The 15541-nt window shown below is 69.1% G+C and carries 12 protein-coding genes; 5 read left to right on the forward strand and 7 right to left on the reverse strand.

The features are described from left to right. Nucleotides 1–104: 104 nt before the first annotated feature. The 4 genes from E3T48_RS03320 to E3T48_RS03335 form a co-directional block, all read right to left on the reverse strand. Nucleotides 105–1019 carry an alpha/beta fold hydrolase gene (locus E3T48_RS03320; protein ID WP_134522441.1) on the reverse strand — a complete coding sequence of 305 codons (915 nt, stop codon included), beginning with the start codon at nucleotides 1017–1019 and terminating at the stop codon, nucleotides 105–107. Between the two features lie 477 nt (nucleotides 1020–1496). After that, the gene (locus E3T48_RS03325; RefSeq protein WP_134522442.1) at nucleotides 1497–3515 is read right to left on the reverse strand and encodes an AarF/UbiB family protein; all 2019 of its coding nucleotides are present in this window, start codon (nucleotides 3513–3515) and stop codon (nucleotides 1497–1499) included. Continuing rightward, nucleotides 3512–4822, reverse strand: coding sequence for an adenylate/guanylate cyclase domain-containing protein (locus E3T48_RS03330; RefSeq protein WP_134522443.1), 1311 nt, complete (start codon nucleotides 4820–4822; stop codon nucleotides 3512–3514). Before E3T48_RS03330 ends, E3T48_RS03325 begins: the two co-directional genes overlap by 4 nt. Before the next feature lie 155 nt (nucleotides 4823–4977). Beyond that, nucleotides 4978–6522 carry an amino acid permease gene (locus E3T48_RS03335; protein WP_134522444.1) on the reverse strand — a complete coding sequence of 515 codons (1545 nt, stop codon included), beginning with the start codon at nucleotides 6520–6522 and terminating at the stop codon, nucleotides 4978–4980. Nucleotides 6523–6740: 218 nt separating this feature from the next. On the opposite strand from E3T48_RS03335, the gene E3T48_RS03340 reads away from it, so the two are divergent. From E3T48_RS03340 to E3T48_RS03360, 5 genes are all read left to right on the forward strand, one after another. Beyond that, on the forward strand, nucleotides 6741–8108 hold the full coding sequence (locus E3T48_RS03340) for a glutamine synthetase family protein (protein ID WP_134522445.1): 1368 nt from the start codon (nucleotides 6741–6743) through the stop codon (nucleotides 8106–8108). Next, a complete protein-coding gene (locus tag E3T48_RS03345) occupies nucleotides 8095–8910 on the forward strand; it encodes a gamma-glutamyl-gamma-aminobutyrate hydrolase family protein (RefSeq protein ID WP_198417617.1) in 816 nt (271 codons plus the stop codon). Before E3T48_RS03340 ends, E3T48_RS03345 begins: the two co-directional genes overlap by 14 nt. Beyond that, nucleotides 8907–10268 (forward strand): aldehyde dehydrogenase family protein, encoded by a 1362-nt coding sequence (locus E3T48_RS03350; RefSeq protein ID WP_134522446.1) that lies wholly within the window; start codon nucleotides 8907–8909, stop codon nucleotides 10266–10268. The genes E3T48_RS03345 and E3T48_RS03350 overlap by 4 nt, the downstream gene beginning before the upstream one ends. 57 nt (nucleotides 10269–10325) lie before the next feature. Continuing rightward, the gene (locus E3T48_RS03355; RefSeq protein ID WP_134522447.1) at nucleotides 10326–11117 is read left to right on the forward strand and encodes a 3-oxoacyl-ACP reductase; all 792 of its coding nucleotides are present in this window, start codon (nucleotides 10326–10328) and stop codon (nucleotides 11115–11117) included. A gap of 65 nt (nucleotides 11118–11182) precedes the next feature. Next, nucleotides 11183–11929, forward strand: coding sequence for a FadR/GntR family transcriptional regulator (locus tag E3T48_RS03360; protein ID WP_134522448.1), 747 nt, complete (start codon nucleotides 11183–11185; stop codon nucleotides 11927–11929). A 150-nt stretch (nucleotides 11930–12079) separates the two neighbouring features. Here E3T48_RS03360 and E3T48_RS03365 read toward each other — a convergent pair whose 3' ends face one another. The 3 genes from E3T48_RS03365 to E3T48_RS03375 form a co-directional block, all read right to left on the reverse strand. Next, on the reverse strand, nucleotides 12080–12403 hold the full coding sequence (locus E3T48_RS03365) for a hypothetical protein (RefSeq protein ID WP_241986609.1): 324 nt from the start codon (nucleotides 12401–12403) through the stop codon (nucleotides 12080–12082). A 118-nt stretch (nucleotides 12404–12521) separates the two neighbouring features. Beyond that, the gene (locus E3T48_RS03370) at nucleotides 12522–14003 is read right to left on the reverse strand and encodes an NCS2 family permease (protein ID WP_134522449.1); all 1482 of its coding nucleotides are present in this window, start codon (nucleotides 14001–14003) and stop codon (nucleotides 12522–12524) included. 102 nt (nucleotides 14004–14105) lie between these two features. Then, nucleotides 14106–15541: carboxylesterase/lipase family protein (locus E3T48_RS03375; RefSeq protein WP_134522450.1), on the reverse strand; the 1436-nt coding region annotated here is incomplete at its 5' end.

Below are 15541 nucleotides of genomic sequence, written 5' to 3' on the forward strand. Positions count from 1 at the left end.
CCGTGGCGGCTCCGGGCCGAACGGCGCGCCTGGCGCGCCGGGACCCGGCGCCGTGCCGAGCAGAGCCGGCCCGGTCAGAGCCGGCCCGGTCAGAGCCGGCCCGGTCAGAGCCAGCCCTGGTAGAGGGCGACCATGTCCCTGGCCAGCTGGTGCGGGGTGGTCTCGCAGGGGCTGTGCCCGGTGCGGTAAACCCGGAGGTCGGCGCCGATCCGGTTCGCGAAGTCCCGGTGCAGGGCGGTCGGCCAGAGATCGTGTTCGCCGACCGCGACCAGCATCGGAATCGGCGAGCGAAGCAGCAAACCTCGCAGGTCGGGCGAGCGTTTCATCAGGCCGACGATGTCGTCGACGCTCCTCCTGACCGTGTGGTCGAACCGGCGCCGCACGAGCGCGAGACGGCCGGGCGGAACGTGGTTGCGGTTGCTGAGAAGCCCCCAGATCAGCAGCGAGGCGATCCCGTGGGCCGGGATCAACCAGCTGAGCGGTCCGATCCAGCGCACCCGCCGGAAGACCTGGCCCGGCTGCGGCGGCGCGCCGAGCAGCGCCAGGGAGGCGAACAGGTCCGGACGTTCGGCAAGCGCGATTTCGGCGACGATCCCGGCGAACGAATAGCCGAGCACATGGGCGGGCGACGATCCGTTCGAGAGGAACGCGATCAGGTCGGCGACGAAGAGGTCGTAGCGGAACGGCTCGCCTGCGCCCGGGCCGGCCGACGCCGACTCGTACTGACCGGCCAGGTCGAAGCTCTCGACGAGATAGCCGGCGTCGGCGAGCAGCGGGGCGAGCAGCACGAAGTCCTCCTTCGACCCGGTGGCGCCGGGCACGAGCACGACCCGCGGATGCGCGTGCTCGCCGACCGCCATCGCGGCGAGTTCCCCGCTCGGCGCCGGGAACCGGAAGACCCGGCTCTCCGGCGGCAGCACCGTCCAGTCCAGATCGGTGAGGGTGCCGTCCAGCACGGCGGCAGCATCGACGTGGCCGGCATCCGGTTCGCTCCTGCGCCCGTGCAATCGTGTGGACATGGCGTCAGAGTAGCGCTCCGGCGATTCCGCCGCGACGCACCGGGCACAGGGGCTCCCTGATGCGTTCGATCACCACAGTTCGGGCGGGCACATCCAGTCGGCCCAGTGGATCAGGCCTTAGGTTTAGGTGACAGCGCATGGGGGTGTGAACACGCCCGCACCACAGGGAGGAACCCGATGAGGACCGGCCGCAGCGACTTCCTGGGTTACGTGTCCCCTGCCCCGGGCCCCGTGTCCCCGACCCGCCGGCTCGTCGACGACCGATCGACCGATGGCCCACGGCGCTTCCGCTCCGGGTGGCGGCTGGAGCCCACCCGTCTTGCCCGGGCCGCTCGGGGGCGCGGGCGGCAGGTCGTCCACGTCCTGGACCTGGCGACGCTGGGCCTGCTCATGGGGGTTGTGGCTCACCTTACGGAGCGGAAGCTGCTCTCGCTCGTGGAACGACCGTTGCCGGACGCCGCTGAGGGCGACCAGCGGTCACCGTCCGCGCAGCCGTCGGGTCGATGACCACCGCACGAGAGACCCCCGACCGTGCGCGCCATTTCGGCGACTGCTCAGGCTGATCGCGCCCGCCACCATGGCGCCCGCCACTCCCAGGCCCACCGCGACGCGCCGACCAGCCTGTCTGATCGTCTTTTCCCTGGCCGAAACACCACCCACGCTGACCTCGGAGGCCAACCGTGACCGATCCGCTGCGTCCTGTTCGAGCGACTCGAACAGCCGTGACCCGCGCATCCCGAACCTTAAGAGCCTCGAGACCAGCGTGCCCGGGTCCAGTCCTGCGCGCAGCCGTTGCAGCAGCAGCCGAGAGACGAAGGATCCGGCAACGGCGATCGGGTCCAGGCCCGGGTCCAGCCCAGCCGCCGCCAATTGCATCTGGGCCAGCGCCTTGGACGCGAGCACGAGCGACGCCGGCAGCCGAACGCCGTACCGCAGCGCGGTCTGCGTCATCTCCTCCAGGACGGCGCCGAGATTGATGTCGGCGAACGGGGCATCGTGATAGCGCGTCAGCAGCTCGCCGAGTTCCCTCTCAAAACCCGGCCCGACTCGGGCCCCGCTGCCGCTCAAGACCAGGGCCACGTCGGCGAGGAGGGCCGGATCGCTGCGCCACAAAGCGAAGAGGAGCAGTACGAGCAACTCGCGGGTTTCCTCGTCGATTTCGCCAACCATACCGAAATCGAGGAAGTACAGCCGGTCGTCACGCCAAACGAGGTTGCCCGGGTGAGGATCGGCATGGAAGAAACCCACGCCGATCACCTGGTGGAAGTAGCTCTCCAGAAGCTGCCGGGCCGCGTCGGTACGGGCCGTTCCCGCCGGAACGTCGTCGAGAGGCACTCCGGCGATCTCTTCCATGACCAGCACGCGGCTCGTCGACAGCTTCGGGTAGTGCTGGGGAACACCAAGTCGCGGGTAGGGCTTGAGCACTTCGCGCATACGGGTGATGTTTTCGGCTTCCCGACGGAAATCCAATTCCCGGAGCAACGAGATCGACAGCTGATCGACGACGCCGGCCACGTCGACAAACTGCTTGATGCCCGCACGTTTCTCCGCCTTGACGGCGAAGACGCGGAGCAGCTCCAAGTCCAGTTCGATGTCGGAGCGCGCGGTTGGCCGCTGTACCTTGACGACCACACGTGTCCCGCCGGTCAGGGTGGCTCGGTGCACCTGCGCGATCGTGCCGGCGGCCAGTGGTTGCGCTTCGAAACTCTCGAAGATGTCCTCCCAGGGCACGCTCAATTCGGTTTCCATCACGCCCACCACCTGCTCCTGGGTGAGCGGCTCGACGTGCTCCTGCAACGTAGCCAACTCTTCGATGAGCTCCGGTGGAAGAAGGTCCGGCCGGGTCGAGAGCGCCTGGCCGATCTTGGCGAAGGTCGGCCCCATCTCGTCGAGCGCAGCACGGAGTCGCCGAGCGAACATGCGGCGTGCCGCGGGGTCCTCGAGCCCGTCGCGCAGGGCCTGGTCGAGCCGGTGCTTCCTGACCGTCCGCAGGAGATCCCGTGCACGGGCGAGGAGGTACGGCCTGTCCTGAGGACGCTCGCCGCGTGCCGACCGCTCGTGCCCAGGCATCGCGGCGCCGTCCGGGCCGGTCTTGACGATGACCACACTGCACGCGCACAGGTGCGAGACCCTGTTGGGGACGTTGCCCAGCAGGAATTCCTTCCGCCCGGCCATGCCGACGCTCCCGACCACGACGAGATCTGCCGTTTCCTCGACGGCGAGCCGCGCGATGGCCTGCGCAGGATCATCATCGATCAGAACAAAGGCCTTGCCTCTGTCTCCCGCCTGCTCCGCGGCGAGCCGAGTCAGGCTCGCGGCGACCGTGTCGGCGGCGTCCGCGTCGGATGCCGCCGCGGGGGTCAGCACGCGCACGAGCATGAGCGTTGCGCCGTTCTGGGCAGCGAGAGCAGCCGCCCAGCGAACGGCTTCGGTGGCGGTGGCAGAACCATCGGTCGCCACCAGAACGCGGTCGGACAGCCCGGAGTTCAGGCTCACGGAACCTCCTTCGCCGCGGCAGCGTCTCGCTCGCCCAGCAGAATGTAGGTGGTGATTTGGCCCTTTCCCCTGACTGAGACGCGATCTCGTCGCTCGAAACGAAAATTCGCCTTGAGCCTGTCGAAGACCGCGCCGCTGACCTGGATAGACCCTGCGATACCGGTCGATTCCATCCGGCTGGCCGTGTTCACAGTGTCCCCCCACATATCGTAGGCGAATTTGCGCCGCCCGATCACCCCGGCCACGACTGGGCCGACGGAGAACCCGATGCGCAGTTCAAGCGCAAAACCTGCCGACGCACTCTGCCGATGGGCCTCCCTCTGCATGGCGAAACCCATCTCGGCGATCGCCGCAAGGTGATCCGGCTGGCCCGGGTGCAGCCCACCCGCCACCATGTATGCGTCACCGATGGTCTTGATCCGCTCCAGTCCCCCTGAGTCCGCCAGCTCGTCGAAGGCGCTGAAGAGAGAATTGAGCATGACGACGACCTTTTCTGGCGGCCACCGTTCGCTCAGCTCGGTGAAGCCGACGATGTCGGCGAACAAAACCGAGACGTCCGGGAGGCGGGCAGCGATGATGCCATCGCCTTGTTTGAGCCGCTCGGCGACAGGAGCCGGCAGGATGTTGAGGAGAAGCCGCTCTGACCTCCGTTGCTCGTCGGCGAGGCGCTCATGCTGTTCAGCAAGTATCCGTATGGCGCGTTCCCGCTCGCGCACGAAGAAACGGACCAGCAGGAAGACGACCGCCGACACGCCGCCGATGTTGGCGACGAAAAAGACCGCTACGGCGACGGCGGGAACGTGGGCCCCGCTGGCGATTTCCCCGACCCCGGCTGCCGCAGAGACGCCGACCAGGGTGAGATAGGCGGCAAACCATTTCACGGACTCTCGGGAACCGTAGGCGATGACGGCCCCCAGCGGCGCGACAAGGGACCACAATGCCACCCCGCTGGAAGGATGGAATCCACCGAGGGCGACCTGCACGATGATCGGGGTCACGAGGTGCAGGGACAGAGACGTCAGACGGAAGACAGCAAAGCTCTTGGTCCTCGCAAAGTGAACGAGGGCGAAAAGCAGACTCATCTGGTACACGAGGCTCGTCACCCACCCGAATGTCGGGCCGTACCAGAAGTACACCAGGGTCCATGCCCCGGCGAAGGTCCCCAGCAACAAGGCCGCCAGGGTCAGCGCTGTCTTGGTCGCGCGCTCCTGAGGCGTGTCGGTTGTCTGGACGCCAATGCCGGCGAGGTGGCTGACGGCGACGGCGACCCGTCGGCGTACCGAATCTTTTCTGATGGCCAACCTCACTCACTCCGCTGTCCGCAACCCGGGGGCCGATTGTTCCAGCGTAGTGGCGGCGTTCGGATCCATCCGGCGGCACCAAGCCGGTGGCCAGTGGCGTCTGGCAGACGAATTCCCTCACGAGGGTGCGATATGCATCCTCATGAGGGAATGCGAAGCGTCTAGCGCTGGACCTCGTCCCTGCCATCGCTGGCCAGGATCTCCTCCTCGACGGCGCCGCCGTAGCCCTCCTTCTGCGGGTCGCCGTGCAGCCCGCCCGACACCGCGTATTCCTCCTCCGGGGAGAGCACGAGGCGGGTGCGGCCGTACAGCGCGAAGATGAGGAGCATGACCACGTAGACAACGGCGATCGCCGCGATCGCCGGCCGGGCCGGCTCGTTGATGAAGAACCCGAAGAAGATCGCGAGCGAGAGGATGCCGGCGATCACCGCACCGGGCACGCCCCAGGGGCTGCGGTAGGGGCGGCTGGCCTTCGGGAACTTGCGGCGCAGGATCACGAACGACGCCATCTGCAGCACGTAGGCGATCACGGCGCCCCAGACGGCGATGTTCAGCACGATCGCCCCGGCGACGCCGGTGGCGCCGCCGAGCGAGTCGACCAGCACGAGGGCGACGAACCCGAATACGGCCCCGACCAGGAGCGCGACCGCCGGGGTCTGCCGTTTGCCGGTCAGGGACAGGAACTTGGGGTAGTAGCCGGCCCGGGACAGGGAGTACATGTTGCGCCCATAGGCGAACATGATGCCCTGCAGCGACGCGAGCAGGCCGACCAGCGCGAACAGGGCCAGCACGGCGGCGGCTCCGTCGCCGACGATCGCGCGGAAGCCGTCGAGCAATGGTTCGCCCGCCGTCCCGATCGCCTCGGCACCCACGATTCCGGTGTTGAGGAAGAGCACGAGCAGACCGGTCACGATGAGCGTGGTCCGGGCGATGAGCCCGGCCCGCGGGATGTCGCGCACGGGGTTGTGCGACTCCTCGGCGGCCAACGGCAGCTCCTCGATGCCGAGGAAGAACCACATCGCGTACGGCAGGGCGAAGAGGATGGGGATCACGCCGTGCGGCAGGAACGCGGTCTGGCCGGCATCCGGGGCGATGTCGAAGAGCTTGTCGACGCTGAACAGCCCGGAGAAGATCGCCATCGCCGAGAACACGAGCAGGATGGCGATCGAGATGATCGAGACGACGATCGCGAATCGGAATGAGATCGCAGCCCCGGCCGAGTTCAGCGCGATGAACACGGCGTACAGGACGATCCACCAGACCCAGGCCGGCATCGAGAACCCGAGCAGTTCGCTGGTGATCCCGTCGGCGTAGGAGGCGGAGAAGTAGACGATCACCGCCGTGGTCGCCACGTACTCGATCGTCTCGGCCAGGCCGGTGACGAAGCCGCCCCACGGCCCCATCGCCGCCCGGGCGAAGGAGTAGGCCCCGCCGGTGTGCGGCATCGCCGACGCCATCTCGCCGATGCTGAAGATCATGCCGTAATACATCACGATCAGCAGGGCGAAGGCGATCAGCATGCCGCCGAAGCCGGCGAAGTCGATGCCGAAGTTCCAGCCGGAGAAGTCGCCGGAGATGACCGCCGCGACGGCGAGCCCCCAGAGCCCCCAGATGCCCGCGCTGCGCCTGAGGCCGCGTTTTTCGAAGTACCCTGCCTCCGCCGTCGTGTACTGCACGCCCGAGACGTTCAAGGTGTCTTTGGACATCCTGGTTTCCTTTACGCTGTGGTTGCGCGCGCCCACCGGGGACCGAACAACGCCGTCAGTATTCTTGGCACGACTATAGAACCCCAATGGTTGCGTGTACATACCTTTGGAAGATTGTTTGCCGCCGGGGGTGGGAAAATACGCCTGCCCCGATCGGGTGTTCTGTGTTCTAATGGTCGACACGTTCACCTTTTGACCGGCTCATCGAGGAGAAGTTCATGACACCCCGCACCGGAAATCTGTCACTGGAAGACCTGGCCGGGCTGGTCGGGGTGGGCGAGATCGACACGGTCATCGTCGCCTTCACCGACATGCAGGGCCGGCTGGTCGGCAAACGGGTCTCCGCCCGGCTGTTCCTCGAGGACGTCGCCAAGCACGGCGCCGAGTGCTGCAACTACCTGCTCGCCGTCGACGTCGAGATGAACACGGTCGACGGCTACGCCATGTCGAGCTGGGAGCACGGCTACGGCGACATGGCCATGATCCCCGACCTCGACACGCTGCGCCGCGCCCCCTGGCTGCCGGGGACCGCCCTCGTCACCGCCGATCTGCACTGGCTCGACGATTCTCCGGTTGTCGCTTCACCGCGGCAGATCCTCAAGGCCCAGCTCGCCCGGCTCGCCGACCGCGGCCTGGTACCGTTCGTCGGCACCGAACTGGAGTTCATGGTCTTCGACGACGACTACCGGGAGGCGTGGAAGAAGGGCTATCGCGACCTGACCCCCGCGACCGACTACAACATCGACTACGCCCTGCTCGCGTCCACCCGGATGGAACCGCTGCTGCGCGACATCCGCAATTCCATGGACGGCGCCGGAATGTACTGCGAGGGGGTCAAGGGCGAGTGCAACCTCGGCCAGCAGGAGATCGCCTTCCGCTACGCCACCGCCCTGGAGACCTGCGACAACCACTCGATCTATAAGAACGGCGCCAAGGAGATCGCCGCCGCCCACGGCAAGAGCCTCACCTTCATGGCCAAGTTCAACGAACGGGAGGGCAACAGCTGCCACATCCACATCAGCCTCCGCGGCGCCGGCGGGGAGGCCGTCTTCGCCGACTCGGCGGCGGACGACGGGATGTCCACACTGTTCCGCCAGTTCATCGCCGGCCAGCTGGCGGTGATGCGGGAACTGACCCTGTTCTCCGCCCCCAACATCAACTCGTACAAACGGTACGTCGAGGGCAGTTTCGCGCCGACCGCGATCGCCTGGGGCTTCGACAACCGCACCTGCGCCCTGCGCGTGGTGGGCCGCGGCCTCGGCATGCGGGTGGAGAACCGCGTCCCCGGCGGCGACGTCAACCAATACCTTGCCGTGAGCGCCCTGATCGCGGCCGGCCTGTACGGCATCGAGAACAAGCTGGAACTCGAGGATGCCTTCACCGGCAACGCGTACGGCAGCGACGCCGTGCGGGTGCCGTCGTCGCTGCGAGAGGCCACCGCCCTGTTCGCGACGTCCGTCGTGGCCCGGGAGGCGTTCGGCGACGACGTCGTCGACCACTACCTCAACAACGCGAGGATCGAACTGTCGGCGTACGACGCGGCGGTGACCGACTGGGAGCGGGTGCGCGGCTTTGAGCGCCTCTGACTCGGCCCCGTCCCGCCCGCTGATTGGCCTGACCACCTACCTCGAGCAGTCCCGCACCGGCGTCTGGGACGTGCCGGCCGCGTTCCTGCCCCGGGTCTACTTCGACTCGGTGATCCGCGCCGGCGGCATCGCCGTGCTGCTGCCGCCCCAGCCTGCCGATCCGGCATCCGTCGGCCGGGTGCTCGACGGTCTCGACGGCCTCGTCGTCACCGGCGGCAAGGACGTCGACCCGGCGCGGTACGGCCAGGCGGCACACCCGGCCACCGACGAGCCCCGGCCCGACCGCGACGCCTGGGAGGACGAACTGCTCCGGCAGGCGATCGCCCGGCGCCTGCCGTTCCTCGGCATCTGCCGCGGCGCCCAGTTGCTGAACGTGGCGCTCGGCGGAACCCTGCACCAGCACCTGCCCGACGTCGTCGGCCACGGCGACTACCAGGCCGGGGAGGGCGTGTTCAACACCGTCGACGTCAGGGTCGAGCCGCAGTCACGGCTGCACGGCCTGTTCGACGCCCTGGCCGGGCCGCACAGTGTGCCGGTGTACCACCACCAGTCGATCGACGCGCTCGGCGACGGCCTCGTCGTGACCGCCCGCACCGGCGACGGGGTGATCCAGGCCGTCGAGCTCCCGGCCGTGCCGTTCGGGGTGGCCGTGCAATGGCACCCCGAGCAGTCGGCCGACGACCTGCGCCTGTTCACCGGGCTCGTCCAGGCGGCCGACCGGTACCGCACCGGCGCCGACCACACCGGACGCGACCACACCAGCGCCGACCACACCAGCCACGGCCGAAGGGAACCCTCGTGAGCAGCTACACCGTCATCAACCCGGCCGACGAGACCGAGGTCGCGGTGGTCGAGCACCTCGACCAGGACGCCACCGACGAGGCCGTCGCCCGAGCCGTGGACGCGCAGAGGCGCTGGGCGCCCGTCGCCCCCGCCGACAAGGCCGCCATCCTGCGCCGGTTCGCGGAGGCGGTGGACGGCGACCGGGAGAACCTCGCCCGGATCGAGGTCGCCAACTCCGGGCATCCGATCGGCCAGGCCCGCTGGGAGGCCGGCCACGTGCGCGACGTGCTCTCCTACTACTCCGCGGCGCCCGAGCGGATGTTCGGCCGGCAGATCCCGGTGGCCGGCGGCCTCGACGTGACGTTCAACGAGCCGCTCGGCGTGGTCGGGATCATCACCCCCTGGAACTTCCCGATGACGATCGCCGCCTGGGGCTTCGCCCCGGCCCTCGCGGCCGGCAACGCCGTGCTGCTCAAGCCCGCCGAGTGGACGCCGCTGTCCAGCATCCGCCTGGGCGAACTGGCCATGGAGGCCGGCCTGCCCGACGGGCTGTTCCAGGTGCTTCCCGGGCGCGGGTCGGTGATCGGCGAACGGTTCGTCACCCACCCGGCCGTGCGCAAGATCGTCTTCACCGGGTCCACCGCGGTCGGCAAACGGATCATGGCCGGCTGCGCGGAGCAGGTCAAACGGGTCACCCTCGAACTCGGCGGCAAGAGCGCCAACATCGTCTTCGCCGACTCCGACCTGGAGAAGGCGGCCGCGACGGCGCCGTACGGCGTGTTCGAGAACGCGGGCCAGGACTGTTGCGCGCGCAGCCGCATCCTGGTCGAACGCGGCGTCTACGACCGGTTCATGGAACTGCTCGAACCGGCGGTGGCGGGGGTGCGGGTCGGCGACCCGGCCGATCCGGCCACCGAGATGGGTCCGCTCGTATCGAAAGGCCACCTCGCCGCCGTGGCCGCGTTCGTGCCGGACGGCTCCCCCGTCGCGTTCCGCGGCTCCGTGCCGGACGGGCCGGGGTTCTGGTTCCCGCCGACCGTGCTCACCCCGGCGTCCCGCAGCGACCGCACCGTCACGGAGGAGATCTTCGGGCCGGTCGTCACCGTGCTCCCCTTCGACGACGAGGCCGACGCCGTGCGCCTGGCCAACGACACCGAGTACGGGCTGTCCGGCTCGATCTGGACCAGGGACGTCGGCCGGGCCATCCGGGTCGCCCGTGCCGTCGAATCCGGCAACCTCTCGGTCAACTCGCACTCCTCGGTGCGCTACTCGACCCCGTTCGGCGGGTTCAAGCAGTCCGGCCTCGGCCGTGAACTGGGCCCGGATGCCCCGCTCAATTTCACCGAGACGAAGAACGTCTTCATCGCCGTCGACTGAGTTCTCAGCCAGCAGCAACCCCGCAGTCCCGGTCACAGCCCATCGAAGGAGCAACCCATGAGCAGCATCACCCCCATCGACCTCACCAGGCGGCTCGCCGGCAAGGTGGCCGTCGTCACCGGCGGCGCCAGCGGCATCGGCCTGGCCACCGCGCGGCGGTTCGCCGCGGAGGGTGCCACCGTGGTGATCGGCGACCTCGACGAGAAGTCGGGGCTCACGGCGGCCGAACTCGTCGACGGCCTGTTCGTGCGGGTCGACGTGACGAACGAGGACGAGGTCAACGCGCTCTTCGACACCGTCTACCTCACCTACGGGTCCGTCGACGTGGCGTTCAACAACGCCGGGATCTCCCCGCCCGACGACGACTCGATCGAGACGACCGAGCTGCCGGCCTGGCAGAAGGTGCAGGACGTCAACCTCAAGTCGGTCTACCTCTGCTGCCGGGCCGCGCTCCGCTACATGGTCAGGCAGGGCAGCGGGTCGATCATCAACACGGCGTCGTTCGTGGCCGTGCTCGGCTCGGCGACCAGCCAGATCTCGTACACCGCATCGAAGGGCGGCGTGCTCGCGATGAGCCGCGAGCTGGGCGTGCAGTTCGCCCGACAGGGCATCCGGGTGAATGCGCTCTGTCCGGGGCCGGTGAACACCCCGCTGCTACAGGAGCTCTTCGCGAAGGACCCGGACCGGGCCGCCCGGCGCCTCGTGCACATCCCGGTCGGGCGTTTCGCCGAACCGGAGGAGCTCGCGGCCGCCGTCGCGTTCCTGGCCAGCGACGACTCGTCCTTCATCACCGGCTCCACCTTCCTGGTCGACGGCGGCATCAGCTCGGCCTACGTGACGCCGGTCTGAGCCGGAACGTGGTGGACTGGAAGCCCCGGTGACCCGGGAACACGCGTGACAGCAGGGACAAGACCATGATCGACGACCAGCCAGGCCTGGACAGCGGGCTGCTGCTGCGCCCCGTGCACAGCGGCAACGCGTTCGAGGAGACCGTGCAGCGGCTGTTGCAGACCGTGCGTCTGGGCCTGATCGCGCCGGGTGAGCGGCTGCCGGCCGAACGGGAGCTCTCCGCCATGCTGGCGGTGAGCAGGGACACCCTGCGGGATGCGATCGCCTCCCTCGCGGAGGCCGGCTACCTCGTCTCCCGGCGCGGCCGCTACGGCGGGACCTTCGTCAGCGACGAGCTGCCGCTGCAGACGCCGGGGGTCGACGCCGGCGGCGAGCTGGTGGCCCGGCGCAAGATCGGCGCGGCGGAGATCGAGGACGCCCTGGCGCTGCGGGAGATCCTCGAGGTCGGCGCCGCCCGGCACGCGGCCGGCCGCGCCCTGACGCCGGGCGAGCGGGAGGTGCTCTGGAAGAGCCTGAGCGACTCGATCGGGGCGGCCGGCGAGGACTACCGCCGGCTGGATTCCCGGCTGCACCTGACCATCGGCGAACTGGCCGGGTCGCCGTCCCTTGTGCCGCTGCTGGCGGAAGTGCGGATGCGGGTGAACGAGCTGCTCGACCACATCCCGTCGCTCGGGCCGAACATCGCCCACTCGGATGTCCAGCACGAGCAGATCGTCACGGCGATCCTGACCGGCCGGGCGGACGCGGCCGCGCAGGCGATGACCGAGCACCTGGCCGGTACGGCCCTGCTCCTGCGCGGCTTCCTGGAATAGCCCGCCACCGCCGGTGAATGAGCCTTCCGATAAGTGGCGTTCCGAATTCAGGCGTCGTGCCCGGACCGGTGCGACGGATGCCTTCCCGGGCGCCTCATTCGACCTGGTCTCCTGAATTCGGAACCGGGGTCGACCAGCGGGTGCGGCTCGCTAGATCACGAACGCGAACGGCAGCAACGCGAGGCCGAACCCGAGGGCGACGAGCACGACGATGAGGGTGCCGGCGAGCATCACCGCGTTGAGCACGACGCCCCACAGAGCCATGGTGCGCGCCTGCGGTTCCCGGCCGAGGGCGAGGATGCCGGTGATCAGCCCGGCGAGCGGGGCCACGAACGTCCAGCCGGCCAGGATCGAGACCAGTCCGAGCACGAGGCTCGACACCGCAAGGGGGCTGCTCGGGACGGCCGTCTGGGGGCCGGCCGGTGCCGGCTGGGGGACTGACACCGGCGCCTGGTCCGGGGCGATGGTTGACATGGGTGATGCTCCTTCTGGTTGGGAGAGCCACAACTGCGGCTCTCCCCATCACGTTACGGTCGCCCCGGAGGGTCGACCATGGGGTTAGCCCCCGAATCGGACCGGGGGCTCCCGGCGATCAGGCGCCGAGCAGCGCCTGGATCGGACCGCGCACGAAGTAGACCAGGAACCCGGCCGCGACGATCCAGAGCAGCGGGCTGATCTCCCTGGCCTTGCCGGAGAACGAACGCACCAGCACCCAGCCGACGAAGCCCGCGCCGATGCCGTTGGCGATCGAGTAGGTGAGCGGCATCACGATGATCGTGAGGAACACCGGGAAGACGATCGAGAACTCGGAGAAGTCGATGAAGCGGATCTGCGACACCATCATCGCCCCGACGATCACGAGGGCGGCCGCGGCGACCTCGAGCGGCACGATCTGGGTGAGCGGCGTGAAGAACATCGCGGCCAGGAATAGCGCGCCGGTGACCACATTGGCCAGGCCGGTGCGGGCACCCTCGCCGATGCCGGCGCCGGACTCGATGAACACGGTATTCGACGAGCCGGAGGTGGCCCCGCCCATGACGGCGCCGACGCCCTCGACGATCAGCGCGGACTTGAGACGGGGGAAGTTGCCCTTGTCGTCGGCGAGCCCGGCCTCATTGGCCAGCCCGGTCATGGTGCCCATCGCGTCGAAGAAGTTGGTGAAGACGAGGGTGAAGACCAGCATCATCGCGGCGAGCACGCCGATCCGGTCGAAAGCGCCGAAGCTGACCTGGCCGATCAGGCCGAGGTCGGGCAGGGCGACGACGGTGGTCGGCAGCACTGGCGCATTGAGGCTCCAGCCGTCGGGGTTCTGGCCGAGCGACGGGCCGACCTTGAAGATGGCCTCGAGGATGACGGCGATGATCGTGGTGCCGACGATGCCGATCAGCAGCGCGGCCTTAACCTTGCGGGCGACCAGGATGCCGAGGATGATCAGGCCGACCACGAACACGGTCGTGGGCAGGCTGACGATCGAGCCGTTGTCGCCGAGCTGCACCGGCGGGGAGGCCGTGCCGCTGGAGCGCACGAAGCCGGAGTCGACCAGGCCGATGAAGGCGATGAACAGGCCGATGCCCACGGTGATGGCGATCTTGAGCTGGCGCGGGACCGCGTTGAAGATGAGTTCCCGCAGCCCGGTGGAGGCGAGCAGCACGATGATGAGCCCGTTGATCAGCACGAGGCCCATCGCCTCCGGCCAGGTGACCTGGCCGACGACGCTGACCGCGAGGAACGAGTTGATGCCGAGGCCGGCGGCGAAACCAAACGGCAGCCGGGCGATCACGCCGAAGAGGATCGTCATGACGCCGGCGGTGAGGGCGGTGACGGCCGCGACCTGCGCGTTGGGCAGCCAGCCGCCGACGATGTCGACCGACGCCTGGTCGGCACTGAAGCCGCCGAGGATGAGCGGGTTCAGGATCACGATGTAGGCCATCGTGACGAAGGTGACCAGTCCGCCACGGATTTCCCTGCCCCAGGTGGAACCCCGGCCCGTGATCTCGAAGTAGCGGTCGAGCCTGGCCTTCGCGCCCGGCTTCGGGGTGGACTCGGTTGATGTGTGGGTCTCTGTTGCAGAAATGGTGTGCTCCTGGTGTCCGACTCAGCGTATTTTCAGTTCCCAAGTTTACGGCCAGCGGGTGGGCACGCCGGACGCTGCACCGCGCAGGGCTCAGCCACGGGCTCAGACGTGGGGCACGAACTTGCCCCAGGCAACCCGGCGGTCGCCCAGCGGATCGGATTCGACCCGGTCGACGGCGTCGATGATGAGCGTGCGGCGGCGGGCCTCGTCGTAGGGCGGCCACGCCGCATCCGGCTCCCCCGTGGCGGCGAAGGCGAGCCACCGGCGTTGCATCCTCGCGCCGATCGCCGCGAACTCCCGGCGCCCGCCGAGCGCGGTCATCGACCGGCCGAACCAGCCGTCGAGCCGGTCGAACAGGGGGAAGAGTTCCAGGCCGTGCGTGGCGTCGAGGCCGAGCAGCCGCACCAGCCGGGGCGCCGCGTCGAAGCGGTAGAAGTGGACCGGCGCGTACCGGGAATGCCGCTCCCCCACCTTGACGCTGGGGTACCAGAACGAGAAGTCGCCGCCGAAGTCGAGCGCCGGCCGCAGCGCGGGGATGCCGGGGTACTGCGCCTTGAGCGCCCGGCGGGCCTTCTTCTTGGTGTTGACGAAGATTGCGCTGATTCGTTTCGGGGTGGTCGCGAGGATGTCGATCCGGCCGCTGAACAGCGACCCCTCCCGCGCGTTCGTGCCGATGATCAGCGGAATCCGGTGGGCGCGGCCGTCCCGGAACGCGTCAAGCGGCCGCTCGGGCAGGAATGTCCCGTCGATCACCGGCGACAGCGGGATGGTGCCGGGGTATCGGTCGGGGGCGCGCAGGGTGAGCTCGGTGGTCGCCGCCGCGAGCACGGCCGGGTCGACGGCCAGGAGCAGGGAGGCCGCGTCGGCGGCGGCTCCCTCGGCCGCCGCGCCGCCCGGGCCCTGGCCCGCGGCGCGGCGGAGGATCTCGACGAAGTCGCGGGCCCACTCCCCGGACTGCTCCGGCAGGTAGACGGCGTTCGGCGGGGCGCTCTGCGCGATCGCTCGCTGGAACAGCCCGGCGGCGCTCGGCACGGTCATCAGGGTCGTCACGGCGTTGCCACCGGCCGACTCGCCGAACAGGGTGACGGCATCCGGGTCGCCGCCGAACCGACGGATGTTCTCCCGCACCCACCGGAGGGCGGCAACCTGGTCGCGCAGCCCGAGATTGTTCTCGAACGGGCGCTCGGCGCTGCCGTACCGGCTGAAGTCGAGGTAGCCCAGGGCGCCCAGGCGGTAGTTCAGGCTGACGTAGAGCACCCCGCCGCGGCGCACGAGCCCCTCGCCCTGCCTGGGCACCTCGCGGGAGGATCCGACGCTGTAGGCGCCGCCGTGGATGAACACCATCACCGGTCGGAGATTGTCGGGGTCGACGGGGGCGTCGGGGGCGATCACGTTCAGGTTCAGGCAGTCCTCGCCCTGCGGGATCCTCGGGTGCGCGCCGATGAACTGGCCGCGGTGGCTCTGCGGCGCGACCGGCCCCCAGCGCTGCGCGTCGCGCACGCCCGGCCAGGGCTGAGCCGGCCGCGGCGCCCGGAAGC

It is taken from the genome of Cryobacterium fucosi (assembly GCF_004403515.1).
Classification (GTDB): domain Bacteria; phylum Actinomycetota; class Actinomycetes; order Actinomycetales; family Microbacteriaceae; genus Cryobacterium; species Cryobacterium fucosi.